The sequence below is a fragment of the Cellulosimicrobium funkei genome, assembly GCF_900155925.1.
Taxonomy (GTDB): Bacteria; Actinomycetota; Actinomycetes; order Actinomycetales; family Cellulomonadaceae; genus Cellulosimicrobium; species Cellulosimicrobium funkei.
The window spans coordinates 276,861-303,848 of sequence record NZ_FTMI01000001.1 but is presented as its reverse complement, the minus strand read 5'-3'; the positions used below and the strand labels follow the sequence as shown (position 1 = coordinate 303,848).

Annotated in this window: 19 protein-coding genes; 12 read left to right on the top strand and 7 right to left on the bottom strand. The window is 75.5% G+C overall.

Annotation, left to right across the window (positions count from 1 at the left end):
- The first annotated feature begins 189 nt into the window (after positions 1-189).
- Entirely contained in the window at positions 190-2,505 is a 2,316-nt protein-coding gene (locus BXA05_RS01235; RefSeq protein WP_076403440.1) for a sodium-translocating pyrophosphatase, read from the top strand.
- Positions 2,506-2,571: 66 nt separating this feature from the next.
- Here the strand turns inward: BXA05_RS01235 and BXA05_RS01230 are convergent, their stop codons facing one another.
- Positions 2,572-4,869: an exo-beta-d-1,3/1,6-glucosidase gene (locus tag BXA05_RS01230; protein ID WP_244550356.1), complete on the bottom strand. Its 2,298-nt coding sequence runs from the start codon at positions 4,867-4,869 to the stop codon at positions 2,572-2,574.
- A gap of 122 nt (positions 4,870-4,991) precedes the next feature.
- Positions 4,992-5,627 carry a TetR/AcrR family transcriptional regulator gene (locus BXA05_RS01225; RefSeq protein WP_061266588.1) on the bottom strand — a complete coding sequence of 212 codons (636 nt, stop codon included), beginning with the start codon at positions 5,625-5,627 and terminating at the stop codon, positions 4,992-4,994.
- A gap of 95 nt (positions 5,628-5,722) precedes the next feature.
- Between BXA05_RS01225 and BXA05_RS01220 the strand changes: the two genes are divergently transcribed.
- The 6 genes from BXA05_RS01220 (at position 5,723) to BXA05_RS01195 (ending at position 12,208) form a co-directional block, all read left to right on the top strand.
- Positions 5,723-6,433: a DUF981 family protein gene (locus BXA05_RS01220; protein ID WP_021482095.1), complete on the top strand. Its 711-nt coding sequence runs from the start codon at positions 5,723-5,725 to the stop codon at positions 6,431-6,433.
- 82 nt (positions 6,434-6,515) lie between these two features.
- On the top strand, positions 6,516-7,127 hold the full coding sequence (locus BXA05_RS01215) for a hypothetical protein (RefSeq protein WP_128957561.1): 612 nt from the start codon (positions 6,516-6,518) through the stop codon (positions 7,125-7,127).
- A 108-nt stretch (positions 7,128-7,235) separates the two neighbouring features.
- Positions 7,236-7,766, top strand: a complete 531-nt coding sequence (locus tag BXA05_RS01210; RefSeq protein ID WP_143310993.1) for a hypothetical protein — start codon at positions 7,236-7,238, stop codon at positions 7,764-7,766.
- A gap of 110 nt (positions 7,767-7,876) precedes the next feature.
- The gene (locus BXA05_RS01205; RefSeq protein ID WP_083711213.1) at positions 7,877-9,580 is read left to right on the top strand and encodes a DUF7059 domain-containing protein; all 1,704 of its coding nucleotides are present in this window, start codon (positions 7,877-7,879) and stop codon (positions 9,578-9,580) included.
- Positions 9,581-9,622: 42 nt separating this feature from the next.
- Positions 9,623-10,594, top strand: coding sequence for a LysR family transcriptional regulator (locus BXA05_RS01200; RefSeq protein WP_061266591.1), 972 nt, complete (start codon positions 9,623-9,625; stop codon positions 10,592-10,594).
- Between the two features lie 117 nt (positions 10,595-10,711).
- On the top strand, positions 10,712-12,208 hold the full coding sequence (locus BXA05_RS01195) for a S1 family peptidase (protein ID WP_076404043.1): 1,497 nt from the start codon (positions 10,712-10,714) through the stop codon (positions 12,206-12,208).
- An 84-nt stretch (positions 12,209-12,292) separates the two neighbouring features.
- On the opposite strand, the gene BXA05_RS01190 is transcribed toward BXA05_RS01195, so the two are convergent.
- Positions 12,293-12,991 carry a vitamin K epoxide reductase family protein gene (locus BXA05_RS01190; protein WP_241005677.1) on the bottom strand — a complete coding sequence of 233 codons (699 nt, stop codon included), beginning with the start codon at positions 12,989-12,991 and terminating at the stop codon, positions 12,293-12,295.
- Between the two features lie 341 nt (positions 12,992-13,332).
- On the opposite strand from BXA05_RS01190, the gene BXA05_RS19475 reads away from it, so the two are divergent.
- The 3 genes from BXA05_RS19475 to BXA05_RS01175 are packed head-to-tail and all read left to right on the top strand — an operon-like array spanning position 13,333 to position 19,411.
- Positions 13,333-15,018, top strand: a complete 1,686-nt coding sequence (locus tag BXA05_RS19475; RefSeq protein ID WP_076403436.1) for a DUF3375 domain-containing protein — start codon at positions 13,333-13,335, stop codon at positions 15,016-15,018.
- Complete coding sequence (locus BXA05_RS19470) at positions 15,015-15,767, top strand: DUF4194 domain-containing protein (protein ID WP_076403434.1); 753 nt, start codon at positions 15,015-15,017, stop codon at positions 15,765-15,767. The genes BXA05_RS19475 and BXA05_RS19470 overlap by 4 nt, the downstream gene beginning before the upstream one ends.
- On the top strand, positions 15,767-19,411 hold the full coding sequence (locus BXA05_RS01175; protein ID WP_076403432.1) for an ATP-binding protein: 3,645 nt from the start codon (positions 15,767-15,769) through the stop codon (positions 19,409-19,411). The genes BXA05_RS19470 and BXA05_RS01175 overlap by 1 nt, the downstream gene beginning before the upstream one ends.
- 4 nt (positions 19,412-19,415) lie before the next feature.
- Here the strand turns inward: BXA05_RS01175 and BXA05_RS01170 are convergent, their stop codons facing one another.
- On the bottom strand, positions 19,416-20,153 hold the full coding sequence (locus BXA05_RS01170) for a TetR/AcrR family transcriptional regulator (RefSeq protein ID WP_083711212.1): 738 nt from the start codon (positions 20,151-20,153) through the stop codon (positions 19,416-19,418).
- 148 nt (positions 20,154-20,301) lie between these two features.
- Here BXA05_RS01170 and BXA05_RS01165 point away from each other — a divergent pair, with 148 nt between their 5' ends.
- A complete protein-coding gene (locus tag BXA05_RS01165; RefSeq protein WP_244550355.1) occupies positions 20,302-21,423 on the top strand; it encodes a phosphatase PAP2 family protein in 1,122 nt (373 codons plus the stop codon).
- Between the two features lie 155 nt (positions 21,424-21,578).
- Positions 21,579-24,356 (top strand): type I DNA topoisomerase, encoded by a 2,778-nt coding sequence (topA, locus tag BXA05_RS01160; protein WP_076403430.1) that lies wholly within the window; start codon positions 21,579-21,581, stop codon positions 24,354-24,356.
- Between the two features lie 161 nt (positions 24,357-24,517).
- Here the strand turns inward: topA and BXA05_RS01155 are convergent, their stop codons facing one another.
- From BXA05_RS01155 to BXA05_RS01145, 3 genes are all read right to left on the bottom strand, one after another.
- The gene (locus BXA05_RS01155; protein WP_076403428.1) at positions 24,518-25,663 is read right to left on the bottom strand and encodes a glycerol dehydrogenase; all 1,146 of its coding nucleotides are present in this window, start codon (positions 25,661-25,663) and stop codon (positions 24,518-24,520) included.
- Positions 25,664-25,809: 146 nt separating this feature from the next.
- A complete protein-coding gene (locus BXA05_RS01150; protein ID WP_076403426.1) occupies positions 25,810-26,547 on the bottom strand; it encodes a hypothetical protein in 738 nt (245 codons plus the stop codon).
- A complete protein-coding gene (locus tag BXA05_RS01145) occupies positions 26,544-26,960 on the bottom strand; it encodes a PadR family transcriptional regulator (protein WP_076403424.1) in 417 nt (138 codons plus the stop codon). Before BXA05_RS01145 ends, BXA05_RS01150 begins: the two co-directional genes overlap by 4 nt.
- Positions 26,961-26,988: the final 28 nt, after the last annotated feature.

Here is a 26,988-nt window from a genome sequence, read left to right as displayed (position 1 = left end):
GCCCGCCGCGAGAGTTCGGTTGGGGCCACATCCTGACTTTCACCCGACCGCTCGCCGGAGTCGGGCGAAAGACGCGCTCGTGACGTCCTGCACGAGTGGTCGTGACGTACGACACACGTGCGTAGACTCACCCCCATCGCTCCGGCAGGGGACCGGCGCGACGGTCGCGCGGTTCGTCAAGGAGGACGGATGCTCACGCTCGGTACGGAAAGTCTCACCATCGTCGCGGTCATCGCGGCGATCGCCCTCGTGGCCCTCGCCTTCGCGGTCATCCTGCGCAGACAGGTCCTCGCCGCGGACGAGGGCACGGCGAAGATGCAGGACATCGCCCAGGCCGTGCAGGAGGGCGCCGGCGCGTACCTGAGCCGCCAGTTCCGCACGCTCGCGCTGTTCGCGGCGATCGTCTTCGGCCTCCTGTTCCTGCTGCCGGGCGACGGCGGCATCCGCGTGGGGCGCTCGGTCGCGTTCCTCGTGGGCGCCGGGTTCTCGGCCGCGATCGGCTACCTCGGGATGTGGCTCGCGGTGCGCGCGAACGTGCGCGTCGCGTCGGCCGCGACCCGGCCGGGCGGACGCTCGGAGGGCGCGCGCATCGCGTTCCGGACGGGCGGCGTCGTCGGCATGTCGGTCGTCGGCCTCGGCCTGCTCGGCGCCGCGGGCGTCGTGCTCGTCTACAAGGGCGACGCCCCGGCGGTGCTCGAGGGCTTCGGGTTCGGCGCCGCGCTGCTCGCGATGTTCATGCGCGTCGGCGGCGGCATCTTCACCAAGGCGGCGGACGTCGGCGCGGACCTCGTCGGCAAGGTCGAGCAGGGCATCCCCGAGGACGACCCGCGCAACGCCGCGACCATCGCGGACAACGTGGGCGACAACGTCGGCGACTGCGCGGGCATGGCGGCCGACCTGTTCGAGTCGTACGCGGTGACGCTCGTGGCGGCGCTCATCCTCGGCAAGGCGGCGATGGGCGAGGAGGGCCTCGTGTTCCCGCTCGTCGTGACGGCCCTGGGCGCGCTCGTCGCGGTGCTCGGCGTGTTCATCACGCGCGTGCGCGGGCAGGAGAACGGCCTCAGGGCCATCTACCGCGGGTTCTACCTCTCGGCGCTCATCGGCGCGGTGCTCGCCGCCGTCGCCGCGTTCGTCTACCTGCCGTCGTCGTTCGCCGCGCTCGACGGCACGGCCGACCTCGGCGACCTGTCCGGGATCGCGGCCGACCCGCGCGTCGTCGCGAGCCTCGCCGTCGTCATCGGGATCGTCCTCGCGGGCATCATCCTGTGGATCACGGGCTACTTCACCGGCACGACGTCGAAGCCCACCCTGCACGTGGCGGCCACCTCGCGCACGGGCGCGGCGACGGTCGTGCTGTCGGGCATCGGGGTCGGGTTCGAGTCGGCCGTGTACACGGCGGGCGTGATCGCCGCGGCGATCTGCGGCCTGTTCCTCCTCGCAGGCGGGTCGGTGTGGCTCGCGCTGTTCCTCGTCGCCCTCGCCGGGTGCGGGCTGCTGACGACGGTCGGCGTCATCGTCGCGATGGACACGTTCGGTCCCGTCTCCGACAACGCCCAGGGGATCTACGAGATGTCGGTCGGCGAGTCGGGCGACGGCGACGCGGAGGCCGCGCAGATCCTCACGGACCTCGACGCGGTGGGCAACACGACGAAGGCGATCACCAAGGGCATCGCGATCACGACGGCCGTCCTCGCGGCGACCGCCCTGTTCGGGTCGTACGCCGACGCCGTGAGCCACGCGCTCGCGGACGTGCAGGGCGTCGGGAGCGGTCTCGTCACGGCGATGCTCGACTACCAGATCATCTCGCCCATCACGCTCGTGGGCGTGATCCTCGGTGCCGCGACGGTCTTCCTCTTCTCGGGTCTCGCGATCGACGCGGTGACGCGCGCGGCGGGGGCGATCGTGTTCGAGGTGCGCCGCCAGTTCCGCGAGCACCCCGGGATCATGACGTTCCAGGAGCGCCCCGAGTACGGCCGGGTCGTCGACATCTGCACGCGCGACTCGCTGCGCGAGCTCGCGACCCCCGGCCTGCTCGCGGCGTTCGCGCCCATCGCCGTCGGCTTCGGCCTGGGCGTCGGGCCGCTGGCCGGCTTCCTCGCGGGCGCGATCGGCGCGGGCGTGCTCATGGCCGTGTTCCTCGCCAACTCGGGCGGGGCGTGGGACAACGCGAAGAAGATCGTCGAGGACGGCGCGTACGGGGGCAAGGGCTCGGAGGCGCACGCCGCGACCGTCATCGGCGACACGGTCGGCGACCCGTTCAAGGACACCGCCGGCCCGGCGATCAACCCGCTCATCAAGGTGATGAACCTCGTGTCGGTGCTCATCGCGCCCGCGGTCGTGCTCATGAGCGTGCCCGAGGACGCCAACCACGTCCTGCGCATCGCGATCGCGGTCGTCGCGGCCGCCATCGCGTTCGGCGCGGTGATCATGTCGCGGCTGCGTGCGGCGCGCGTCGACCGCGAGGAGTCCGCCGTCGAGCGGGAGCGCGTCGCGACGGGCGCCTGAGGCCCGGCCGCCGCAGACGACGGAGGGCGCCCGGGTCGACCCGGGTGCCCTCCGTCGTGCGCGGGACTAGCCCGCGACGGTGAACGACGCGCGCAGGAGCGCGTCCTCGCGCGACGACGGCCCGACGCGCAGCTCGAACGCGCCCGGCTCGACGACGCGGCGCCCGCGCGCGTCGACGAGCGTGCAGTCCGCCACGGGCACCTCGAGGCCGACGGTCGCCGACTCGCCCGGCGCGAGGTCCACCTTGCGGTAGGCCTTGAGCTCCTTCTCGGCCCACGTCACCGACGTGACGGTGTCGCTCACGTAGACCTGGACGGTCTCGCGCACCGGGCGCGACCCGGTATTCGTCAGCGTGACCTCGGCGCGCACGACGTCGTCGGGCCCGTGCTCGGTGCCGAGCACCCGCAGGTCGGCGTACTCGACGGTGGTGTAGCTCAGGCCCTCGCCGAACGCGAACGCGGGGCTCTGCGTGAGGTCGGCGTAGCGGACGCCGTGCTGGCCGCGCACCACGTTGTAGTAGGTGGGCTGCTGGCCGGCGTGGCGTGCGAACGAGATCGGGAGCCGGCCCTCGGGCTCGATCAGCCCGAGCACGAGCTCGGCGACGGCCTGGCCGCCGCGCATCCCGGGGTTGGCCGCCCAGACGACCGCCGCCGCCGCGTGCGCCGACGGCGGCAGGACGAGCGGCTTCGACGCGACGACGACCACGACCACGGGGGTGCCGGTGGCGACGAGGGCGTCGAGCAGCGCGACCTGGCCGCCGACGAGCTCGAGCGTCGCGGTCGAGCGCCCCTCGCCCACGAGCTCGATGCGGTCGCCCACGACGGCGACGGCGAGGTCGGCGTCGCGCGCGGCGGCGACGGCCTCGGCGATCAGTGCGTCGTCGGGCGCGGCCGGGACGACGACCTGCGGCCGCGGCTGCCCGTCGGGGAACAGCTCGCCCTCGGGGTCGGGCGCGAGCGTGAGGATGTCGGCGCCGCGCGCGTGGGTCACGGCCCAGCCCTCCGGGGCGAGCGCGCGGAAGCCGTCGAGCACGGTCGTCGTCATCTCGCGCGGGTGGCCGTCGGGCAGCCAGTCGGCCTGGCCCGACGCGCCCGCCCAGTCGCCGAGCTGCGTGTGGTCGTCGTCCGCGTTCGGGCCGACGACGGCGATCCTCCGGGCGGGCGCCCCGGCCGGGGCGAGGGCCCGGCCGTCGGGCGTCCCGGCGTCGTGGTCGAGCCCGCCCGCGAACGGGAGGGTGCCGTCGTTGGCGAGGAGCACGAGGGAGCGGCGCGCGACCTCGAGGTTCACTGCGGCGTGCTCGGCCGACGCGATGACCGCCTGCTGGCGCGCGACGTCCGGGCGACGCGGGTCCTCGAACAGGCCGAGGCGGAACTTGAGCGTGAGGATGCGCCTGACGGCGGCGTCGATCGCCGCCTCCTCGACGAGGCCGCGGTCCACCGCCTCGAGCGCGCCCTCGAAGAAGCGCGGAGTCGTCATGACCATGTCGTTGCCGGCGCGCACGGCCGCGGCGGACGCGTGCACGTAGTCGGGCTGGATGTGCTGCTCCCAGACCATGCGGCCCACGTTGTCCCAGTCGGTGACGAGCGTGCCGGTGTACCCCCACTCGCCGCGCAGGACGTCGTCGAGCAGCCAGCCGTTCACGGTGACGGGCACGCCGTCCATGGACTGGTAGCCGAGCATGAACGTGGCGCAGCCCTCGCGCGCGACCCGCTCGAACGGGGGCAGGAACCAGGACCGGAGCTTGCGCTGCGAGATGTCGGCCTCGCTCGCGTCGCGCCCGCCCTGCGTCTCGGAGTAGCCCGCGAAGTGCTTCGCCGTAGCGAGGACGCCCGTCGGGTCGGACAGCCCGTCGCCCTGGTAGCCGCGGACCATCGCGGACGCGAGCTCGCCGATGAGGAACGGGTCCTCGCCGAACGTCTCGTCGACGCGGCCCCAGCGCAGGTCGCGGGCGATGCAGAGCACGGGGGAGAAGGTCCAGTGGACGCCGGTCGCGGCGACCTCGACCGCGGTCGCGCGCGCGACCTGCTCCACGAGCGCGGGGTCCCACGTCGCGGCCATGCCGAGCTGCGTGGGGAAGATCGTCGCGCCGACCCAGAACGAGTGGCCGTGGATGCAGTCCTCGGCGATCAGCAGGGGGATGCGCAGCCGCGTCCGCCCGGTGAGCTCGTGCGCGGCGAGGACGTTCTCCGGCGACGTGTGCAGCAGCGAGCCCGCGTGCCTCGCCAGCACCGCGGGGCCGACGCCGTCGCGCGCGTCGAGCTGGAGCATCTGTCCGACCTTCTCGGGCAGCGTCATGCGGGCGAGGAGGTCCTCGACGCGGTCGGCCACGGGCACGGCGGGGTCGAGGTAGGGCAGGGTGCTCAAGGACGGTCCTTCCACGGCGGCGGCGACGGCACCCGGCGGCGCCGCGGGTGCGGGCACGGCGTCGGCGGACCGGGCGCCGTCACTCTACCGGAAACCAAGTAACTGGTCAGTAAGTTTGCGCGTCAGTGCCAGTGGTCGAGGAAGCGGGCGACGGTCCGCGTCGCGTGGTCGAGCACGTGGCCGTCCTCCGCGGCGGCCCCCGAGAGCAGCGCCGCGTCCACGACGTGCGCGACGAGGTCGGTGTCCGTCACGTGCCCGTGGCCCGACGCGTCGAGCACCGTCCGCGCGGCCGCCAGCAGGCGCGGGCGCGACGCCCGCATGATCGGCCGCAGCGCCGGGTCCCGCATGGCCGTGAGCATGGGGTCGAGGCGCACGTCGACCACCGAGTCGTCCACGTGCGGGGCGTACAGCGTCTCGATGAGCTCGCGCGCCGTCGCGGTGCTCGAGCGGCGCCGGTGGGCGAGGGCGTCGGCGTGCTCCTGCGCGGCCGTCGCGCGCACGTCCTCCGCGGCCTCGACGGCGGCGGCGACGAGCGAGGCGCTCGTCGGGAAGTAGTACGACGCCGACCCCTGCGGCACGCCCGCGGCGCGGGCGACCTGCCGGTGGGTCACGGCGGCGAAGCCCTGGTCGATGAGCAGGTGCGCGGCGGCGTCGACCATCGCGCGCTGCCGCTCCGCGCTGCGCCCCTGCACCGTGGTGCGCGCGCCCCGCGCGCCGCTCGTCGCCGACCGGTCCCGGGCACCCGCAGCGTCGTCCACGCGGCCATCGTAGTGAGGAATAACCTATACGTGCGTATGGTTATCGCCCTCGGACCGCGAGCGCGGCCCGTGGAACGAACGAGGAGTGGAGAAGGATGGTCGCCGCCGAGGGGCTCGTCATCGACTGGGCACAGATGCCCACCTACAACACCGTGATGTCCGTCGCCGTCGGCGCCGGGCTGATCCTGCTGGTCATGCTCGGCCGCGAGCTGCTGCGGGCGCCCGGGAAGATCGTCGTGGAGGGCTGGTCGCTCGCGTTCGGCGTGCTGGGCACGATCCTCACGGCGACCGGGCTGCACATGACGCTCACGTGGCCGCTCGCCGCGGGCGGCTTCCCGTTCGACAACATCATCTTCGGCGAGACGAGCCTCGCGTTCGGCGTGCTGCTCCTCGCCGCCGCGTTCTACCTCTGGACGCGCGGCCGCGCCGCGCTCGAGCGGGCCGACGCCACCGAGCACCTGCAGGCCGTCGCGCGCCCCGTGTCGGTGTTCGTGCTCGGCATGGGCCTCGGTCTCGTCGCCATCGCGATCGCCGGCGTGACGTACCAGCTCTTCGCCGCGCCGCCGGAGGAGCCGATCTCCGGCGCGTTCGCCGCCTACCCGCTCGTCGAGGCGATCTTCATGTCCGGGCTCATCGCGCTCGTGGGCGTCGGCGCGATCCTCTTCCCGTTCGCGGTCCGCTCCGGGCGGCGCGTCGTGCGGGTCGTCATCGGGTGGGCCTGGGGCCTGTCCGGCGTCGCGTTCCTGCTGTTCGGCGCGATGAACTTCTTCACCCACATCGGCCTCATCGTCAACACGATGGGCTGACGCCGCGGCGACCCGAGGACCCCGCCGGCCGACCAGGCCCGCGGGGTTCTTCGCGCCCGCGGGAGGCGTCATCATAGGGGCCATGCAATCACCGGTGCGCGCCGTGGCCCACGCCGCGGTCCTCGCCGTCGTCGCCGGGCTGTGCCTCGCCGTCGTCGCGAGCGGGGCGTTCGACGTCGTTGCCCTCCCGGGTGCAGCACCCGCCGCCGCACCGCCCCCGCCCGCCGCACCCGCGGCGTCGTCCCCGGGTGCCGGGGACGGCGCGGACGACGGCGCGGCACCCGCCGACGGCACGGACCCCGACACGTCGGACCCCACCGCGCCCGACGACGGCACGGACCCGGGGGCGGGCGCCGTCGACCCGGCGTGCCGGGAGGCGGAGGTCGCGTGGGGCGCGGCGGCCAAGGCGCAGGTCAACCTCACGGTCGACCACCCCGAGGCCCTCGTCGAGGGGTTCACCACCGCCCGCGACACGCTCGCCGGGGCCACCCCGCCCGTGGCGGTCGCGCGCGACTGGGCCGTCGTCACGACCTACCTCACGATGATCGCGGACGAGGTCGAGGCCACCGGCACGCGGGACACGGGCGAGCTGTCGCGGGCGATCGACCGTGTGGGGCGCCGGATCGACACGGCGGCGCTCACGTCGTCGTCCCGGGCGGTCACCGAGTACTTCCGGGCCGGCTGCGCGCGCTGACCGGCACGCGCCGGAACTTCACCCCGTGGCGATGGCCACATGGGGAGCGGTCCCCACTTCGACGTTTTGAGGGCGCGCGACGCGCGTCCGTGGGAAACCATGGGCGTCATGCGCACCCGACTGACGATCACCAAGACCACGACCGCCCTCGCGACGAGCGCCCTCCTCGTGCTCGGCCTGGCCGCCTGCGGTGGCTCCGGCGACGACGCGAGCACCGACTCGGAGACCACGCCGGCGGAGGAGACCAGCACGTCGGCCGAGGAGGAGACCACCCCGTCCGAGGAGCCCACCGAGGAGGAGTCCGGCGACACCGAGGCGTCGGGCGACTTCTGCACCGCCTACGACGCCCTGCTCGACGCCCAGACGACCCTGAGCTCGATCGACACGAGCGACCCGGCCGCCGCCGTGACGCAGTTCGAGACGTTCACGGCGTCGCTCGAGGCAGCCGAGGCCCCGGCCGAGATCAGCACCGACTGGGACAACGTCACGGGCGTCTTCCGCCAGCTCACGGACACGCTCGAGACCGCGGTCGCCGACCCGGCGAACGCGGACATCTCCTCGATCACGTCGCTCATGACGGACGAGACCTTCCAGACCTCGGCGCAGAACGTCGCGGTCTACGGCACGCAGAACTGCTGACGACGACCTCCCCCACGGACCCTCGGCACGCCTCGGCGAGCCGGGGGTCCGTCGCGTCCGGGGCGGCGCGGGCCCTCGGCAGCCGCGCGCGGATCGGTGAGGATGGAGCCATGCCTCCCGCCTCCAGCACCCCGAGCCCGTCGTCGCGCACCGTCGCGGACGGGCCCGGCCCCGTCCCGCCCGGTGCCGGCCTCGCCCCCGCCGACCTCGCGGCCGCCGCGGCGACGCTGCGCGAGGACCTCGCGGCGGCGGACTTCACGGTCGACGGCGTCGAGCGCGTGCTCGGTCCCGTCGCGTCCGCCGCGCTGCACCGCGAGCAGGCCGTCCCGGCGCGGCGCGCGCTGCGCGACCGCGGTGGGGAGGAGGCCGACCCCACGGCCGCTCTCGCCGCCCTCTTCCTCCTCGGCGACGACGTGCCCCGGCGCGCCCTCGACGCGGCGCTCGGGCGGACGGGGGTCGACGGCGCACGGCGGCTGGGCCTCGTCGAGACGGCGGGCGCGGGCGACGACGACGCGGTGCGCGCGCTCGTCGACCTGCGGCCGTACGCGGCGACCGACGCCGCGGGCCCCGTCACGTGGTGGCTGTCGTCGGACCTGGGCGAGCTCGCGACGGGCCGCCGGCTCGCCCCGGACCACGTGCTCGGCGCGGGCGGCGCGTCCCTGACGCTCGCCCAGGTGACGGTCCGGACGCCGGTCGGGCGCGTGCTGGACCTCGGGACGGGTTGCGGCATCCAGGCCCTGCACGCCGCGCGGCACGCGCGCGCCGTCGTCGGCACGGACATCTCGCGCCGGGCGCTCGGCTTCGCCGCGTTCAACGCCGCCTTCAACGCCGCCTTCAACGCCGCGTTCGACGAGGACTCCGGGGACTCCCGGGCGGCCGGGCCCGGAGGCGCCGCACCGGCCGGGCGGGTCGAGCTGCGCGAGGGCTCGATGCTGGAGCCGGTCGCGGGCGAGCGGTTCGACCTCGTCGTGTCGAACCCGCCGTTCGTCATCACGCCGCGCGCCGCCGGGGGCGCGCTCCCGGACTACGAGTACCGCGACGGCGGCCGGTCGGGCGACGACCTCGTGCGCGACCTCGTGACCGGGGTCGGCGCCGTGCTCGAGCCCGGCGGCGTGGCACAGCTCCTCGGCAACTGGGAGCACCGCCGGGGCGTGCCGTGGGACGAGCGCGTCGGCGCGTGGCTCGACGAGGCCGGCCTCGACGGCTGGGTGGTCCAGCGCGAGGTGCTCGACCCCGCGGAGTACGCCGAGACCTGGATCCGCGACGGCGGCACGACCCCCGAGCGCGAGCCCGCGGCGTGGGCGGCTGCGTACGGCGCGTGGCTCGACGACTTCGCCGCGCGCGACGTGGAGGCCGTCGGCTTCGGCATCGTCACGCTGCGCCGTCCGCTCGCGGGCGCCCGCCCGACGCTGCGGCGGCTCGAGGAGCACACCGGGTCGGTGCGCCAGCCGCTCGGCGCGCACCTCGCGGCGTCGCTCGCGGCGCACGACTGGCTCGCGGCGCGCGACGACGCGGCCCTCGCGAGCGAGCGGCTCGCCGTCGCGCCCGACGTCACGGAGGAGCGGTTCCACACGCCCGGCGCGCCGGACCCCACGGTCGTCCTGCTGCGCCAGGGCGACGGTCTGGGCCGCGCCGTGCGGGCGACGACGGGGCTCGCCGCGCTCGTCGGCGCGAGCGACGGCGAGCTGACGGTCGGCCAGCTCGTGGGAGCGATCGCCGCGCTGTTCGAGGTCGGCGCCGAGGACCTCGCGGGCGAGCTCCTGCCCGACGTGCGCGGGCTCGTGCGCGACGGCTTCCTCGCACCCGTGGGCTGACGCGCGCGACACGCCCCGGCCGCACCGATACGTTGGGGCGGCATGGACCTCGAGGTGCGGCACCTCCGCATGATCGTGACGGTGGCCGAGACGGGCAGCGTGACCAAGGCGGCGGCGTCGCTGGGCCTCGCGCAGCCCGCCCTCACCGCCCAGCTCAACCGGATCGACCGTACGCTCGGCGGGTGCGTCTTCACGCGCGACCGGCAGGGCGCGCGCCCCACGGAGCTCGGCGAGCTCGTGCTGCGGCACGCGCGCGTCGTGCTGCCCGCCATGTCCGCGCTGGTCGACGACGCCCGGCGGCTCACGAGCGAGCACGGCACGGTCGGCCGCGTGCACGTGGGGACGGTGAGCTCCGCGATCGGCGGCCTGTTCGCGAGCCGGCTGCACACCGCGCTGCCCGGAGCGCTGGGGGTCGACGACCTGCTCGTCACGACGGCGACGTCGTGGTCCGTCGAGGAGACCGCGGACCGGCTCGCGAGCGGCACGCTCGACGTCGCGCTCGTCGGGATGTGCGGCGACGCGTCCCCGCCCGCCGCCGGGGGCCTGGTGTGGACGGCGGTGTCCACCGACCCGGTGTTCGTGCTCGTCGACGAGTACCACCCCGTCGCCGGGCGCGACGCCGTCGGGCTGGGCGAGCTCGCCGACGCGCTGTGGCTCACGGCACCCGGGAGCGGGTGCTTCGAGCGCTGCTTCGTGGGGGCGTGCGCGCGGGCGGGCTTCACGCCGCGCGCGATGGGGGAGTCGGACCGCACGTCGTGCATCGACCAGGTGCGCGGCGGGCACGCCGTCGCGCTCGTCCAGCCCGTGCTCCTCGACGCCCCCGGCGTGCGGACCGTTGCGCTCGAGGGCGCCCCGCTGCGCTGGACGCACCACGTGGGGTGGCGGCGCGACGCCGTCGACCGCCTCCCGGTCGACGCGGTCCTGCGGGCCGCGACGGGCGCGCACCGCGACGCCGTGCAGCGCTCGCCCCGCTACCGGCGGTGGCGCGCCGAGCACCCGGTGGAGACCGCGTAGGGGCGAGCCCGCACATAGCGCCCGCGTATGACCTGATCGTGATCTGGGCGCGCCCTGGACGCATCCCTAGCGTGGCCTCGACCGGGCCACCCGGGCCCGGCGAAGGGAATGGACGACATGACACGACCACTCCGCAGGAGGCTCGCCGCGGTCACCGCCGCGGCGACGCTCCTGGCGGGCGGGGCCGCGACGCACGCCGTCGCCGCCACGCCCGCACCCGACGACCAGCGCGCGACGGTGCGCGCGGTCCCCAAGACGGTCCCCGGCCTGGAGCGCGCGCTGGAGCGCGACCTGGGCCTCAGCGCGCGGGACGCACGGACGCGCCTCGCCTTCCAGTCCGACGCGGCGGGCACCGAGGCCGCGCTCGAGCAGCGCCTCGGCGCCGACTACGCGGGCGCGTGGGTCGACGACGCCGCGAACGTCCTCTACGTCGGCGTCACCGACGCCGCCGACGCGCGCACGGTGCGCGCCGAGGGCGCCACCGCGGTCGACGTCGACCACACGCTCGCCGACCTCGAGACCTGGCGCGCGACGCTCGACGGCGCGCTCGCCGACGACCCGGCGGCGCTGCCGGGCTGGTACGTCGACGTGACGCGCAACCGCGTCGTCGTCTCGGTGCGCGAGGGCGGCCAGGCCGACGTCGCCGCCCAGGTCGCCGCCGCGGGCGTGCCCGCCGACGCGGTCGCGTACGAGGAGACGACGGAGTCCCCGCGGCCGCTGATCGACGTCGTGGGCGGCAACGCGTACACGATCGGCGGCGGCAGCCGGTGCTCGGTCGGGTTCGCGGTCCAGGGCGGGTTCGTCACCGCCGGGCACTGCGGCTCGACCGGTGCGCGCACGTCCGGGCCGGCGGGCACGTTCCGCGGGTCGAGCTTCCCGGGCAACGACTACGCGTGGGTCCAGGTCGACGCGGGCAACACGCCCGTCGGCGCGGTGAACAACTACGCCGGGGGCCGCGTCGCGGTCGCGGGCGCGACGCAGGCGCCGGTCGGGGCCTCCGTCTGCCGCTCGGGCTCGACCACCGGCTGGCACTGCGGCACCGTCCAGGCGTACAACGCGTCCGTCACCTACCCGCAGGGGACCGTCACGGGCCTCATCCGCACGACGGTGTGCGCCGAGCCCGGCGACTCGGGCGGCTCGCTCCTCGCGGGCAACCAGGCGCAGGGCGTCACGTCCGGCGGGTCCGGGAACTGCAGCTCCGGCGGGACGACGTACTTCCAGCCGGTGGGCGAGATCCTCTCGGCGTACGGCCTGACGCTCCTCACGAGCGACGGCGGGGGCGGCACGCCGCAGCCGCCGACGGGCTGCAGCGGCTACGCCCGCACGTACTCCGGGTCGCTCGCCGCGGGCACGACGGCGGTCCAGCCCGACGGGTCGTACTACACGGCCGGGGCCGCCGGGACGCACCGCGCGTGCGTGAGCGGTCCGAGCGGTGCCGACTTCGACCTCTTCCTCCAGCGCTGGAACGGGTCGACGTGGACGACGGTCGCGCAGTCGACCTCTCCGGGCGCGAACGAGTCCGTCTCCTACTCGGGGGCCGCGGGCTACTACCGGTTCGTCGTCCAGGCGTACTCCGGCTCGGGCGCCTACACGCTGGGGGCGACGACGCCCTGACCCGCCCGCCGCGCGCCGAGCACGAGGTTGCTGTCGTTCCCGTCCGCTTCCCGGGAGCAGCCTCGTGCTCGGCCGCGTGGGCCGTCAGGCCAGCAGCGCCGGGCCGTACTTGAGCAGCACGAGGGCGGCGAGGCCCACGAGCCACGCCGCGACGAGGTAGCCGTACGCGCCCGACCGCACGAACCCGAGCAGGCGCGCCTGGGCGCCGCGCGGCAGGTAGAGGTTGTCCTCCAGGACGTTCCAGTGCAGGAGCGACGCGAACACGAGCGTCGTGGAGACCGTGATGAGCAGGCACCACGGGCACAGCGCCCCGATGACGAACATCGACTGGTAGAAGAGCCAGTACGCGAACACGACCCCGAGCAGGTAGACGCACTGCGCGGCGAAGAGGAACCACCGGGGGAAGCGGGTCCCGCCGAGCGCCGCGACCGCCGTCGTGATGACGATCGGCTCCGCGATCAGCCCGAGGAACGCGTTGGGGAAGCCGAACACCTGCGCCTGCCACGACTGCGCGACCGTCCCGCACGACAGCACGGTGCTGACGTCGCACGACAGCACCGCGCCGGGGTCCCCGGCGAGGAGGACCGCGTCGTACGACAGCACGAACGCCGCGGTGAGGCTCAGCAGCCCGAACAGCAGCATCTCGCCGAAGAGCACGCCACGGGAGTGGGTCCAGCCGGTGGGCCGGGCGAAGGGGTCGAAGCCCGCGTCCGGCGTCGGGCCCGACGCCGTCGGGCCGGGCGAGCGGGCGTCGTCCGCGAGCGCGGTGGTCGTTCCGGTCACGGGCGGTCCTCGGGTCCGCGGGGCCCCGCCGGAGAGGTCCGGCGGGCGGGGCAGAAGGTGGCGCCGGCCGGCAGGGTGGGCGCGCTGCCGGCCCGGCGCCGCACCCAGCGTACGAACGTGCGCCGCGGGGCCGACAGGGACCATGGTCCCGGATCCGGGGCGCTTCTCGGGCGGTCCGGGCGACCGGTCGGACGCCCGCCGAGCCCGTCGGGAGGGCAGCCTCGCGGTGGGTCGTGGGGGGCGGTGCGGGCGGTCCGCCCTAAGATCTGGGGGCGCCCCCTCGCGTGGCGCGCCCTGGCCGCCGCGCCGGGCACCGACCCGCCCCGCCCGAGAGGACCTGCGTGCAGCACGACGACGTCGACTCCCTGCGACGGTCGAGCGTGGCGTGGCGGCTCCTGCGCGCGGACACGGCGCCGCTCGTGCTCTCGTTCCTCGGCACGCTGTTCGTCGAGGACAACGTGCGCGCCATCCCGGAGAGCGAGCTCGTCGCGCGCCTCGACGACCACCTGTGGGCCGTCGACGGCCGGGCCGCGCGCGCCTCCGGCACGGAGCCGCGGTACCCGCGCGCCCCGCAGGCGTACGTGGACCACTGGACGCACCCGGACCAGGGCTGGCTGCGCGCCTGGTACCCGCCCGGCTCGGCGGAGCCGCACTACGACGCGACGCCCGCCGTCGAGCAGGCCGTGCGCTGGGTCGCGTCGCTGCGCGGGCGCGGGTTCGTCGGCACCGAGTCGCGGCTCAACACCGTCTTCGAGCTGCTGCGCCAGCTCGCCGTCGGCACGCAGACCGACCCGGCGGAGCGTCTGCGCGAGCTCGAGGAGCGCCGCGCCGCGATCGACGACGAGATCGCCCAGGTCCGCGCGGGGCGCGTCGCCGTCCTCGACGCGGCGGCGCAGCGCGACCGCTACCAGCAGCTCACCCAGACGGCGGCCGACCTGCTCTCCGACTTCCGCGAGGTCGAGGCGAACTTCCGCTCCCTCGACCGGGAGCTGCGCGAGCGCATCACGGGCTGGGACGGCGCGAAGGGCGAGCTGCTCGAGGAGGTCGTGCGGTCGCGCACGGCCATCGCGGAGTCGGACCAGGGGCGGTCGTTCCACGCGTTCTACGACTTCCTCCTCGACCGGCGTCGCCAGGAGGAGTTCGCCGCGCTCGTCGAGCGCGTGCAGTCCCTCGACGCGATCGCGCCCGACGTCGTCCGGCCGGCCCCCGGGACGCCCGGCCCGGTCGTGGACGCCGCCGCGCAGGCCGCGGCCCGGGAGCAGGAGCACCGCCGCCTGCGCCGCGTCCACTACGACTGGCTCGACGCCGGCGAGCGCACCCAGGCGACCGTGCGGACCCTCTCCGAGCAGCTCCGCCGCTTCCTCGACGACCAGGTCTGGCTCGAGAACCGGCGGGTCATGGACATCCTGCGCGGCGTCGAGGCGAAGGCGCTCGCCGCGCGCGACGTCGCCCGCGCGGCAGGCCGCGCCGGCGCCCCGCCGGGGATGCCGGTCGACGCCGTCGCCCCCGAGGTCGTGCTGCCGACGGAGCGGCCGCTCTTCACGCCGCGGCCCACGGCCCGCCTGGACTCCGACCACGTCGAGGTCGGCGACGACGACTTCGAGGTCGACGCGCTGTACGACCAGGTGCACGTCGACCCGGAGCGCCTCGCGCGCACGGTCCGCGCGACGCTCTCGCGGCCCGGCGGCCCGGGGGAGGTCGCGCTCGCGGACCTGCTCGCCGACGCGCCGCTCGAGCACGGGCTGGCCGAGCTCGTGACGTACCTGTCGCTCGAGGACCCGCGGTTCGTCGTCGTGCACGACGACGAGCGCAGCGACGAGGTGCGCTGGGAGGGCGAGGCCCCGGCGGGGCCCGTCGCCGAGGACGGCGCACCCGAGCCGGTGGTGCGCGTCGCGCGCCTGCCCCGCGTCACGTACGCGCGGCGGACGAGCGGCTCCCCGCCCGGCGGGCCCCCCGCCCCGCACTCCGCCGTGCTCGACGCACGACCCGACGCACGACCCGACGCCGTCCCGGAGGAGACCCCGTGAGCACGACCCGCACCGCGCGCGACCCGGAGCTGTCCGTCGTCGTGACGTCGCTGCTCAAGGGCGTCGTCTACCGCGAGTCCGGCGAGGCGCTGTGGCGCGACCTGCTCGCGCGCGAGGCGCAGGTGCGCGACGCCGTCGCGATGCTCGGGCTGCAGGTCGTCGTCGACGAGGGCGACGGCTACGCCTACCTGCGCTCCCAGCCCGAGCACGAGCGCGACGAGCGCGTGCCGCGGCTGATCCCGCGCCGCGAGCTGCCGTTCGACGTCAGCCTGCTGCTCGCCCTGCTGCGCAAGCGGCTCGCGCAGGCGGACTCGGAGGGCGGCGAGACGCGCCTCGTGCTCACGCGCTCGGAGATCGTCGACCTGCTGCGGGTCTTCCTCACCCAGGACGCGGGCGCTGCGGCGAACGAGGCGCGGCTCGTGGACCGGGTGGACGCGCTCGTGCGGCGCGTCGTGGAGCTCGGCTTCCTGCGCCCGGCGGGGCGCCCGGACCCGGACGGGCCCGACGCCGCCGCGGCGGGGGACCCCGGTGACCCGGCCGACGCGGAGGCTCGGCGGTACGAGGTGCGCCGCATCCTCAAGGCGTTCGTCGACGCGCAGTGGCTCGCGGACTTCGACGCGCGCCTCGCGCAGTACCTGGAGCTCGCCGCCGAGGGCGGTGGCCCGGGGGCGGGGACGCGCACGGGGGCGGCGGGCGCGGGGACAGGCCTGGCGACGGGTACGGCGACGACGACGAGGACGGTGGCGTGATGGAGGGCCTGTTCAGCGCGGTCGAGCTGCACGACCCGGCGGCCGACCTCGACGCGCGCGCCGGGTTCCGGCTCGAACGGCTCGAGGTGCTCAACTGGGGCACGTTCGACCAGCGCGTGTGGGCGTTCGACCTCGACGGCCGCAACGCGCTGCTGACCGGCGACATCGGCTCGGGCAAGTCGACCATCGTCGACGCGGTGACGACGCTGCTCGTGCCGTCGCACCGGATCTCGTACAACAAGGCCGCCGGGGCGGGGGCGCGCGAACGGTCGCTGCGGTCGTACGTCGCGGGGCACTACAAGTCCGAGCGCGACGAGGCGACGGGCACGACGCGCCACGTGGGCCTGCGCGAGCGCGGCACGTACTCGGTCGTGCTGGGGCGGTTCTCGAACCGCGGGTTCGACCAGGAGGTCACGCTCGCGCAGGTGTTCTGGCTCGCCCCGGGCCAGGCGGGCCAGCCGGACCGCTTCTTCGTCACGGCGGACCGCCCGCTGACGATCACCGAGGACTTCGCGGGCTTCGGCGGCGACGTCACGGCGCTGCGCCGCCGCCTGCGCGAGTCCGGCGCGCAGGTGCGCGACCACTTCCCCGACTACGGGCGGGACTTCCGCCGCCTGCTCGGCATCCCGTCGGAGCAGGCGATGGACCTGTTCCACCAGACGGTGTCGATGAAGTCGGTCGGCGACCTCGGCGAGTTCGTGCGCGAGCACATGCTCGAGCCGTTCGACGCCGACCGCTGGACGGACCGGCTCGTCGCGCACTTCGACGACCTGACGAGCGCCCACGACGCCGTCGTGCGGGCGACCGCGCAGATCGAGCGGCTCGCGCCCCTGCTCGCGGACTGCGACGCGCACGACGCGCTCGGGGAGCGGGCCGAGGCGCTCGTCGCGCGCCGCGACGCCCTGCGCGCGTTCACCGCGTCGCGCCGCGTGGCAGACCTCGACGGTCTCACCGCCGCCCTCGACGAGCGCGTGGCCGACGGCGAGGCCCGCCGCCGCCGCGTCGTCGACGAGCTGGGGCTGCTCGGCGCCGAGCGCCAGCGGCTCGAGCTCGAGCGCGCGGGCCACGGCGGCGACCGGCTCGCCGCGATCGAGGGCGAGGTCGCGCGCCGCGAGGTCGAGCGCGCCGCGCGCGAGCGCCGCGTCGCCCAGCTCGCCGGCTACGCGGCGGCGGCCGGCCTGACGCTCGGCGCCCCGGACGGCGCCGACGCCGCGGCGGGGGACCCCGTCCCGGCGGGGCCGGGGCAGGGCGCCACGGCGGGCGCGGTGGCCGCCGCGCTCGTCGACGCCGAGGCGTTCGCGGCGCTCCGTCGCGCCGCCGACGACGCCGCCGTGCGCGTGCGCGACGACCTCGCCCGGGCCGAGGAGCAGGTGAGCGAGGTCGCGGCGCAGGTGCGCGCCGTCGAGCAGGAGACCGCCGACGTCAAGGCCGAGCTCGCGAGCCTCGCCGACCGCCGGTCCAACCTGCCGCGCACCCACCTGGAGGTCCGGGACCGGCTGTGCGACGGCGTCGGGCTCGCACCGGGCGACGTCCCCTTCGTGGGCGAGCTGCTCGCCGTCCGCCCCGAGCACGCCGACTGGGAGGGTGCGGCCGAGCGCGTGCTGCGCGGCTTCGCGCTCTCGCTCCTCGTGCCGGCGGTGCACTACGACGCGGTGTCCGCGTGGGTCGACCGTGAGCACCTCGGGCTGCGGCTCGTCTACCACCGGGTGCCCGAGCGCGTCCCCGCCGCCCGGCCGGCGCCGCGCGAGGACGGCGTCCCGCTCCTCGCCGACCTGCTCGACGTGCGGCGTCTCGACGACGCGCCGACCCTCACGGCGTGGGTCGAGGCCGAGCTCGAGCGCCGCGCCGACCACGCGTGCGCGCCGGACCTCGACGCGTTCCGCCGGCTCCCGCGCGCGATCACGCGGGCCGGCCAGGTCAAGCACTCGCCCGACCACCACGAGAAGAACGACACGCGCGCGGTCGACGACCGCCGGGGCTACGTGCTGGGCTGGTCGACCCAGGCGAAGATCGACGCGCTGCTCGAGCAGGCCGCCGAGGTCACGGCGCGTCGCGACGCGCTCGCACGGCGTCGGGACGAGGCGGCCGCCACGCGCGAGGCGCTCCAGGCCCGTTCCGCCGCGCTCGGGCGGCTCGACGTCTACCGCGACTGGGACGAGCTCGACCGCGGGGCCGAGACGGCGCGCATCGCCGAGCTCGCCGAGGAGAAGCGGCGGCTCGAGCAGGCGAGCGACGAGCTCGGCCGCCTCGCGGCGCTCCTCGACGACAACGCGCGCCGCCAGGCGGAGCTCGAGGCGGAGCGCGACCGCGTCGTCGCGACGCTCGGCGCCGACCGGCACGCGCTCGACGAGGCGCGGACGGCGCGAGAGCGGGCGCGCGCCGTGCTCGACGGCGCGGGCGAGACGCTCGACGAGGAGACGACGGCGGCCCTCGCCGCGGAGTTCGACCGCGAGCTCGCCGGGTTCGGCACGGTGGGCCCGGGCGGCGCCGCCGACGGCCCGACGCGCGCGGCCGACCTCGACGCGGTCGAGAACGCGGTGCGCTCGCGGCTCACCGCCGAGGCCGAGCAGGCGCAGCGCGAGCGCGCGGACCTCGGGACGCGGATCGCGGGGCAGATGGCCTCGTTCCGGTCGGCGTACCCGGTCGAGACGGCGGAGCTCGACGCGGACGTGCGGTCGGCCGACGGCTACCGCGAGATCCACGACCGGCTCGTGCGCGACGACCTCCCGCGGTTCGAGGCCGACTTCAAGGCGTACCTCAACACGAACGCGATCCGCGACATCGCGGGCTTCGCGGCCGAGCTCGCCAAGCAGGCCGACGTCATCCGCGACCGGATCGACACGATCAACGACTCGCTCCGCGCGATCGACTACAACCCGGGCCGGTACATCCGTCTGGAGATGTCGCGCACGCCCAACCTCGAGGTGCGCGAGTTCCAGCAGGACCTGCGCGCGTGCACCGACGGCGACGGGATCCTCGCCGAGGACGACCGCGCGCTCGCCGAGGGCGACGGGTCGCTCGCCGACGGCGCGCTGTCGTACTCGGAGGACCGGTTCCTGCGGGTCAAGGCGCTCGTCGAGCGGTTCCGCGGCCGCGAGGGCATGACGGACCTGGACGAGGCGTGGCGCCGCCGCGTGACCGACGTGCGCAACTGGTTCGTGCTCTCCGCGTCCGAGCGGTCCCGCGCCGACGACTCCGAGCACGAGCACTACTCCGACTCCGGCGGCAAGTCCGGCGGCCAGAAGGAGAAGCTCGCGTACACGGTGCTCGCGGCGTCGCTCGCCTACCAGTTCAAGCTCGACTGGGGCGCGGTGCGGTCGACGGCGTTCCGGTTCGTCGTCATCGACGAGGCGTTCGGGCGGGGGTCGGACGAGTCGACGCGCTTCGCGCTCGAGCTGTTCCGCCGCCTCGGGCTGCAGCTGCTCATCGTCACGCCGCTGCAGAAGATCCACGTCATCGAGCCCTACATCTCGGCCGTCGGGTTCGTCGACAACCCCACCGGCCGGTCGTCGCGCCTGCGGACGCTGTCCATCGCCGCGTACCGCGAGGGCCGCCGGGAGGGCGACGCCGCGCCGTCGGACGGCGGTGCCGAGCCCGCGGTCGAGCCGGTGCCCGATCCCGTGCCAGAGAGCGTGGCGACGTAGCGCGTCAGGCGAGCGGGCGGGGGCGGCGGGCGCCCGCCAGGGTCGCGGCGAGGACGGCCTCGATCGCGAACGCGGTCGCCTCCGCGAGGTCGACGGCGGCGGGGTCGAGGAGCCACTGGGTCTGGAGGCCGTCCATCGCGGCGATGATCGTCGAGGCGGCGAGGTCGAGCGCGCGGTCGTCCGGCACGGCGGCCGTCTCGTCGCCCGCGGCCCGCCGCTCCTCGACGACCTCGCGGAGCGCACCGGCGACGTCGGCGCGCAGCCCGGCGAAGCGCGCGGTGACCCACGCGCGGGCGGGATGGTCGTCCGTGACGGCCTCGCCGGCGAGGACCGTGTAGGTCTGCACGATCCCGGGGCGCTCGGCGTTCGCGGCGGCGGTCGCGACGAGGTGTCGGAACAGGTCGAGCCCGCCCGGCATGTGCTGCCCCTCCAGGTGCGCGACACCGTCGCGGTCGCGGGACGCGAGGACCTCGGTGAGCAGGCGCTCCTTGGACCCGAAGTGGTGCAGCACGCCGGCGTGCGTGATGCCCACCTGCTCGGCGACCTCGGCGAGCGACCCCTGGTGGTAGCCCCGCGACCCGAAGACGCGCATCGCCGCGCGCAGGATCTCCTCCCTCCGCTCGGCGGTCCCGGGGCGCGGGCGCCGGGGCCGCGGGCTCCGGGGGCGCGGGCTCCGGGAGGACGCGGAGTCGCTCGCGTCGGCGTCGCCGGGGGCGCTCGGCGCGGGGGAGGCGTCGGTCATGCCGTCACCCTACTGGCGGCCCGTGACGCCGTGCCCGGGCCACTCGGCCCGGACGGGCGGGCGCTGCCCCGGACCGGTCCGGGGCAGCGCCCGCAGCTCTTCCCGCCGTCTTCCCCGAATGCGCACACGCGTCCTCTACGGTGGTGGGATGCCTTCCGACCACGCCCCGACCCGGCCGCTGCCGACCAGCGGCGGGGCGGGTACGCGGCCGCTCCCGGCGACGCAGCCGATGCCGCCCACGCCCGGACCGGCGGCCGCGCCGCCGCCCGCCGCAGTGCCCCCCGCGGGCCCCGCCGCAGCGCCTTCCGCCGGGAACCCGTACCCGCCCGTCCCGCAGGCCGCCGCGGGCGGTCCCTCCGCCCCGGCGCCGCGCCGGGCGCCGCACGCGCACGCCGTCCCGGGTCCCGACGGACCGAGCACCGGCTCGCGCGTGGTCGCGGCCGTCGTCGCGCTGCTCGCGGTCGCGGGGGCGTGGCTCGTGTGGCGGTTCTTCGTCGACACGTTCGCCGGGCAGATGCTCGAGCGGGCCGCGTTCGACGGCGCCGTGACCGGCCAGGGAGAGCTCTGGGCGGTCGCCGAACCCGTGCTCGACACGGTCTCGGTCGCGTTCGTGGTCGGCGGCCTGGGCGCCGCGATGGGCATCGCGCTCCTGCGCCGCCGCTGGGGGCTCGCGGTGCAGGTCGCGTTCCTCGTCGTCGGCGCGAACGTCACGACGCAGCTCGTCAAGCACTCCCTCCTCGGCCGCGAGGAGCTCATCGGCGGCTGGCACTGGGAGAACTCGCTGCCCAGCGGCCACACCACCGTCGCGGGGTCGGTCGCGGCCGCGCTGCTGCTCGTCGTGCCGCGCGGGGCGCGGCCGCTCGTCGCCGTCCTCGGGGGCGCGTACACCGCGGCCACCGGGGTCTCGACCCTGGTCGGCCAGTGGCACCGCCCGAGCGACGTCGTCGCCGCCGTCCTCGTCGTCCTCGCGTGGGCCTCGCTCGTGTGCGTCTTCACGCCGAGGTCGTCGCTCGACCCGGGCGCCGGGCCCACGCCCGGCTCCACCGTCACGGCTGTGCTCCTCCTGCTCGGCGCGGCCGCGGCGGGCGTCGGGGCGCTGCTCGCGCTGCGCGCGACGCCCGCGACGTGGGGCACGACGGCGGCGCAGGAGATGACGGCCTACGCGGGCGGCGTCGCGGGCGTGCTGGCGGTGACGGCCGCGGCGTTCGCGGTGCTGCTCCTGGTCCGGCAGTCCACAGCCCGCCCCGACCCGCGTCCCGTTCGGGGGTAGGGTGCGTGCGGCTGGCGCGACGGGAGTAACGTCGTAGGCTGCCACGGCGGGCGACCGGACGGTCGTCCGGGTCGCCGGGGCCCCGGCGGGGCCCGCCGCCGTCGGGCAGGGAGCGCCCGCCACGGACACGTACGCACGGACGAAAGCAGGATCGGATGCCACGCAAGCTCGTGATCGTCGAGTCGCCCGCCAAGGCTCGCAAGATCCAGGGCTACCTCGGCGACGACTACGAGGTCGAGGCGAGCGTCGGGCACATCCGCGACCTGCCGCAGCCGTCCGAGCTGCCCGCGGACATGAAGAAGGGCCCGTACGGGAAGTTCGCGGTCGACGTCGACCACGGCTTCGACCCGTACTACGAGGTCTACGCGGACAAGAAGAAGAAGGTCGCCGAGCTCAAGCGCGCGCTCAAGGACGCCGACGAGCTCTACCTCGCGACCGACGAGGACCGCGAGGGCGAGGCCATCGCGTGGCACCTCCTCGAGGCGCTCAAGCCCAAGGTCCCGGTCAAGCGCATGGTCTTCCACGAGATCACGCGCGAGGCCATCCAGCGGGCGCTGCAGAACACGCGCGACCTCGACGAGCACCTCGTCGACGCGCAGGAGACCCGCCGCATCCTCGACCGCCTCTACGGCTACGAGGTCTCGCCCGTGCTGTGGCGCAAGATCGCCCAGGGGCTCTCGGCCGGCCGCGTGCAGTCGGTCGCGACGCGCCTCGTCGTCGAGCGCGAGCGCGAGCGCATGGCGTTCGTCCCCGCCGAGTACTGGGACGTCACGGGCACCTTCGAGCACGCGGACGCGTCGGCACCGGACGCGGGCAAGGCGTTCGGCGCCCGGCTGGTGCAGCTCGGCGACGCGCGCGTCGCCTCAGGCCGCGACTTCGACGACCGCGGGCAGCTCAAGCCTGCGGCGGCGCGCGACGGCGTCGCGCACCTCGACGAGACGACGGCGCGCGCCGTCGTGACCGGCCTCGCGGACGCGGCGTTCGCGGTGCGCTCGCTCGAGACCAAGCCGTACACGCGCCGTCCCGCGGCGCCGTTCACGACGTCGACCCTCCAGCAGGAGGCGAGCCGCAAGCTGCGCATGTCGTCGCGCCAGGCCATGCGCACCGCGCAGTCGCTGTACGAGAACGGCTACATCACCTACATGCGTACGGACTCGCCGTCGCTGTCGGCCGAGGCCACGACGGCGGCCCGCCGCCAGGCGGCCGAGCTGTACGGCCCCGAGTTCGTCCCGGAGAAGCCGCGCGTCTACGCCGCGAAGAACCAGGGCGCGCAGGAGGCGCACGAGGCGATCCGCCCCGCGGGCGACTCGTTCCGCACGCCCGCGCAGGTCAAGCGCGAGCTGAGCGACGACCAGTTCAAGCTCTACGAGCTCGTGTGGAAGCGCACCGTCGCGTCGCAGATGGCGGACGCGAAGGGGTCGACGGCGTCCGTCCGCCTCGGCGCGACCCTCTCGGCCGCCGCGGGCGACGTCGCGGGCCGCGACGCGGTGTTCGCCGCGTCGGGCACCGTCATCACGTTCCGCGGCTTCCTCGCCGCGTACGAGGAGAGCTCGGACGTCGACCGCTACGCCGAGGACGCGCCCGTCGTCGGGGCCAAGGGCGGTGACGAGGCGCGCCTGCCGCAGATGAGCGAGGGCGACGCCCTGCGCGCCGACGACCTCACCGCCGACGGGCACTCCACGTCCGCGCCGCCCCGGTACACCGAGGCCAGCCTCGTCAAGGCGCTCGAGGAGCTCGGGATCGGGCGGCCGTCGACGTACGCCTCGACGATCTCGACGATCCAGGACCGCGGGTACGTGCTCTCGCGCGGGCAGGCGCTCGTGCCGAGCTGGCTCGCGTTCGCCGTCGTGCGGCTGCTCGAGGAGCACTTCGACCGGCTCGTCGACTACGACTTCACCGCGCGCATGGAGGCCGATCTCGACGAGATCGCCGCCGGTCGCCGCGACCGCGTCGCGTGGCTCACCGAGTTCTACTTCGGCGACGCCGCGAAGGGCGAGGACGCCGAGGGCCTGCGCGACCTCGTCGCGAACCTCGGCGACATCGACGCGCGCGGCATCAACTCGGTGCCGATCGGCGAGGGCATCCAGCTCCGCGTCGGGCGCTACGGGCCCTACGTGGAGGACCTCTCCGTCCCCGTCAAGGAGGGCGAGAACCCGCCGCGCGCGTCCGTGCCCGACGACGTCGCCCCCGACGAGCTGACCGTCGCCAAGGCGCGCGAGCTGCTCGCCGCGGGCGCCGACGACGGCAAGGTGCTCGGCACCGACCCGGTGTCCGGCAACGAGATCATCGCGAAGGCCGGCCGCTACGGCCCGTACGTGACCGAGGTGCTCGACCTCCCGCCGATCGACACGAGCCTCTCGGCCGCCGCGCAGAAGAAGGCGAAGGCCGCGCAGCCCAAGCCGCGCACGGCGTCGCTGCTCAAGACGCAGTCGCTCGACACGATCACGATCGACGACGCGCTGCGCCTGCTGTCGCTGCCGCGCGTCGTCGGGACGGACCCGGAGTCGGGCGAGGAGATCACGGCGCAGAACGGCCGCTACGGCCCCTACCTCAAGAAGGGCACCGACTCGCGGTCGCTGCCCGACGAGGAGTCGATGTTCACCGTCACCCTCGACGAGGCGCTCGAGCTGTACAAGCAGCCCAAGCGCGGGCGCGGCCAGCGTGCCGCGACGCCGCCGCTGCGCGAGCTCGGTGACGACCCGAACAGCGGCAAGCCGATCGTCGTCAAGGACGGCCGGTTCGGCGCGTATGTCACCGACGGCGAGACGAACCGCACCCTGCCCCGCGACGTCACGCCCGAGTCGATCACGCCCGAGCAAGCGATCGAGCTCCTCGCGGAGAAGCGCGCGCAGGGCCCGGCGAAGAAGCGCACCACGGCCCGCAAGCCGGCCGCGAAGAAGGCCCCTGCCAAGAAGACGGCCGCCAAGAAGTAGCCGCGGTCAGCCCCGTCAGCCGTCGGCCGACCAGGTGATCGTGGCGCGTCCGGGCTGCCGGACGCGCCAGGTCGACCTGCTCGAGGGGGTGGGACCGCCCGGTCGGCCCATCCCGGGCCGGGCCCCTCCGGCGACGGCGGGGCCCGGGGCGGTGGGAACGGTCAGTGCGCGGTGTGCTTGACCGGCTCGGGGAGGCCCGCCTCGGCGCGGACGCGGCGGGAGAAGCCCTCGATGGAGCGCAGGGCGTCGACGAGCTCCGGCACGCGCACGGGGAACGGCATGGCGTGGATCGTCTCGCCCTCCGCGGTGGCGGCCTCCGCGACGCGCGTGAGGTCGTGCACGTCGTCGGTGGTCAGGCCGATCTCGGTGAGCGTGTTCGGCAGACCGACGCGCGTGGTGAAGCGCACGAACTCCTCGATCTCCTCGGTCGGCGCGCCCTCCAGGACGAGCTGCGTCACGGAGCCGATGTTCACCTTCTGGCCGTGCGTGAGGCCGTGCGTCTGGGGCGCGGCGGTGAGGCCGTTGTGGATCGCGTGCGCCGCGGCGAGGCCGCCGGACTCGAAGCCCAGCCCGGACAGCAGCGTGTTCGCCTCGACGACCTTCTCGACCGCGGGCGTCACGAGGTGGTTCTTCACCGCGTCGATCGCGGGCAGCGCGTTCTCCCAGAGGATGTCCCACGAGAGCTGCGCGAGCGCCGTGCCCGTGACGAGGGGGAGGCCGCCGGCCATGGTCGACGCGTTCGCCTCGGCGACGGCGCGCGCCTCGATCCACGTCGCGAGCGCGTCGCCGACGCCGGCGACGAGGAACTTCACGGGCGCGTTCGCGACGAGGCCCGTGTCGACGAGCACGAGGTCCGGGTTGTGCGGGAAGAACCGGTACTCCTCGAACGCGCCGTCCTCGGTGTAGATCACGGACAGGGCGGAGCACGGGGCGTCGGTGGACGCGACGGTCGGCACGGACACCCAGCGGATGCCGCGCAGGTGGCCCGCGGCCTTCACCGCGTCGATGGTCGAGCCGCCGCCGATGCCGACGATCACGTCGGCGCCGAGCTCGTCGATCTCGCGCGCGAGCCGGTCGACCTCCGCGGCGGTGGCGTAGGTGCCGAACCCCGTGCGGTGGCGGGGGAGGTCCTGCTCCTGGAAGGACACCGCGACGGTGTCCTGGACGATGCCCCACACGACGTCGTCGGCGACGAGCAGCGGCTTCGTGCCGATCGGTCGGACGAACTCGCCGAGCCGCGTGAGCGCACCGCGGGCCTGGACGTAGCGCAGCGGGCTGATGAGCGTGCGGACGGGAACCTCGGACATCGTGGCCTCCTGTGGGGTCGGTGGGTCGCCGTCGGGCGCGCCGCAGCCGTGCGAGGCCGGTGCCCGCCGGCCATCCCCACCGTGTCACGCGTCCCCGGGGACCACCACCGGGACGCCGGGTCGCGTGACCTAGGTCCCCTCCGGGCTCAGCGGACGAGCACCGTGACCGTCCCGAGCACCAGCGTCACCGCGGGCAGGAGCAGCACGCCCCAGCGCCCGGTGCGGTCGGTGCGGGCTTGCGGTGCGTCGTCGAGAGGGTCGACGACGGGGTCGCCCGAGCCCTGCTCGCGCAGGCCCCAGACGGTCCCCACGACGAGCGCGACGGCGGCCGCGACCAGGACCGGGACCGCGGGGAGGCTCGCGACCGGGGAGCGCAGCGTGACCGCGACGGCCACGAGGGCAGCCGTCACGACCATGTTCCCGAGGACGGTCAGCACGGGGTGGGCGAGCGCGGCACGCAGCAGCCGGTCGCCGGCGCGCCACAGCCCGACGAAGCCTGCGAGCGCGGCGACGAGGACGAGCAGCATCCCGGCCGGGACGACGAGGGCGCCGCCGTCGAGGGCGGGTCGCAGCGACCACAGCACGCCGAGCATCCCGACCGTCTGCACGGCGGAGGCGGCGACCGTCCGCCCGATCGAGGAGCTCGACTGCGCGGGGTCCTCGGGCAGGTCGAGCGAGCGCGCGTACGCCACGGGATCGCCGAACGCCTCCTGCGCGGTCTCGCCGGAGTCGACGACGTGCGCGTCCACCTCGGCGAGCACCGCGCCGATGCGCGCTCCGGCGACGCCCTGGAGCCGCAGCTCCAGCAGGAGCGCCTCGGCCCAGCGCGGGTCGACGTGCGGCGCGTGGCGGCGCTCGATCGTGTAGCGGGTCGTGTCGCTCATCGGGGGGTCCTTGTCGGGGTGGGATCGGGAGGGGGTGCGTCGGCCGGGATCGCGCCGTCCGGCGAGGGCGCGCCGGACGCGCCGGCGACGAGGGTGGTCGCCGCCGTCGTCACGGCGTCCCAGCGGGAGGTCGCGTCGGCGAGCGCGACGCGACCCTGGTCCGTGACGGCGTAGTACCGACGGCTCGGCCCGCGCTCGCCCTGGTGCCAGGAGGTCGTGACGAGGCCGTCGTCCTCCAGCCGCTGCAGCAGCGGGTAGAGCGTGCCGCCCTTCACGGTGCCGAGGCCCGCGTCGGCGAGCGACCGCGTGATCGCGTAGCCGTAGGTGGGGCCGTGGGTCGCGACGACCGCGAGCACGCACAGCGGCAGCACGCCGCGCAGGAGCTCGCGGTCGAGCCGCTCGTCGAACGTCATGGGCTAGACAGTACGGCTATCTACTTAG